The sequence below is a fragment of the Mesorhizobium sp. M7A.F.Ca.CA.004.12.1.1 genome, assembly GCF_003997835.1.
Lineage (GTDB): Bacteria > Pseudomonadota > Alphaproteobacteria > Rhizobiales > Rhizobiaceae > Mesorhizobium.
Map to the genome: position 1 here is coordinate 1 of NZ_RZRK01001038.1, position 1,817 is coordinate 1,817.

Sequence of the window (1,817 nt, forward strand, 5' to 3'; positions counted from 1 at the left end):
GATTGCCGATGCCGTCGGCCTTGAGTTCCTTGCCGGTCAGCACGCCGATGACGCCGGGCATGCCTTGGGCCTTCTTCACATCGATCTTCTTGATCTGCGCATGCGCGTGCGGACTGCGCACAAAGGCGGCGTGCTTCATGCCGGGAACCACCATGTCGTCGACATAGCGGCCGGCGCCCGTGATGAACCGTTTGTCTTCCTTGCGCGCGACCCGAGCGCCAACACCTTCAATGCCCATCAGAAATTCCTCCGGAATTATGGGAGTAGGGCAGTAGGGAGTAAGGGACTAGGGAAAAAGGGCCTCGTTGCGTTGGCCTTTTTGCCCTACTCCCCTACTGCCCTACTCCCTTATTCCCTTGCCTAAGCAGCTTGTCTCGCCTTACCCTTGGACCCCTTCATCGTCGTCGATGCGGCGAGGATCGCCTTGACGATGTTGTGGTAGCCGGTGCAGCGGCAGATGTTGCCGTCGAGCTCGGCACGCACCGTCGCCTCGTCGAGCCCTTCGGGGTGGCGGCTGATCATGTCGGTCGCCGTCATGATCATGCCCGGCGTGCAGAAGCCGCATTGCAGCCCGTGATGTTCCTTGAAGGCGGCCTGCACCGGATGCAGGTCGGCGCCATTGGCCAGGCCCTCGATCGTCAGCACGGTGGAGCCGGAGGCCTGCACCGCGAGCATCGTACAGGATTTGACCGCCTTGCCATCGACGTGGACGACGCAGGCACCGCATTGCGAGGTGTCGCAACCGACATGCGTGCCGGTAAGGCCGAGATTTTCCCGCAGGAAGTGAACCAGAAGTGTTCGGTCCTCGGCAGCACCGCTGACCCGCTTTCCGTTCACCATCAACGAAACGTCCGACATGGTCCCTCCCTGGGTATCAACCTTGGTATCCACGCTGCCGACGCGGTATTCGCGCTTCGGTGGTGCATTATTCGTACACCGCACATCGGACAAAAAACAGCACGTCGCAAACGCGGAACATTGTACTTTCGGTCATGGCCGCGCCCAAACATGCGGTGCCGGTGGCCCCATTGCCAAACCGCCGATTGAAGGCAACAATGTCGGTCGACGCCCGCGCGCCAGAAGCATTTAAAAACAGCCGCGCACAAAAAAGCGTCGGAGGAAATGCGGAGAACATCGCTGGCCAATTCACAGACGCGCTATGCATGCGGCCTGTCGGCGCTCACTACGGACGAGCCCGACATGGAGGCGTTCGCCAAGGCGATCGCACTGGAAGCAGCCGCCATCGACGCAGGCTTTGCCCTGCTGTTCTTTTCCCAGAGCCTGGTCGAAGCCAGCGCCCTTTCCCAGGCGCTCATGACCCACGCACCGGCGCTCCACCACGCCGGCTGTTCGACTGCCGGCGAGATCACGCCGCAAGGTCTCGAGGATGGCCATGTGCTGGCCATGCTGCTTCCGTCCACCGCGTTCACCGCCGTCAGCGTGATGGTCGAAAATCTGTCCTCGTCGGGTATGGACAGGATCACCGGCGAGGTGGAGACCCTGCGGCGATCGCTGCGCGCGCGCCCTGGTTGCGATCGGACCAAAGGCACTTTCGCGCTCTGCTTCATCGACGGGCTCTCTTATGCCGAAGAAGCGGTGAGTTCAGCCATCCACTGGGGCCTCGACGACATTCCGCTGCTTGACGGCTCCGCCGGCGACGATCTGAAATTCGAGACGACGCGCCTGATCTCGAACGGCAAGGTCACCTCCGACAGCGCCATCATCGTGCTGATATCGACCGAAATTCCCTTCCATGTCTTCAAGACCGACAATTTCGTTCCCACCGATGAAAAACTGGTGGTGACGGCTTCCGATCC

The 1,817-nt window shown here is 61.2% G+C and carries 2 protein-coding genes and 1 pseudogene; 1 reads left to right on the forward strand and 2 read right to left on the reverse strand.

Annotated elements, in window-relative coordinates; all coding sequences use genetic code 11:
* Both EN984_RS33270 and EN984_RS33275 read right to left on the reverse strand, forming a co-directional pair.
* Nucleotides 1–238 (reverse strand): annotated as a pseudogene (locus EN984_RS33270) (xanthine dehydrogenase family protein molybdopterin-binding subunit); the annotation flags it as partial.
* Nucleotides 239–360: 122 nt separating this feature from the next.
* Nucleotides 361–858 carry a (2Fe-2S)-binding protein gene (locus EN984_RS33275; protein WP_127272058.1) on the reverse strand — a complete coding sequence of 166 codons (498 nt, stop codon included), beginning with the start codon at nucleotides 856–858 and terminating at the stop codon, nucleotides 361–363.
* A 264-nt stretch (nucleotides 859–1,122) separates the two neighbouring features.
* Here EN984_RS33275 and EN984_RS33280 point away from each other — a divergent pair.
* The coding region (locus EN984_RS33280) for an FIST N-terminal domain-containing protein (protein WP_281057367.1) at nucleotides 1,123–1,817 on the forward strand (695 nt) is incomplete at its 3' end.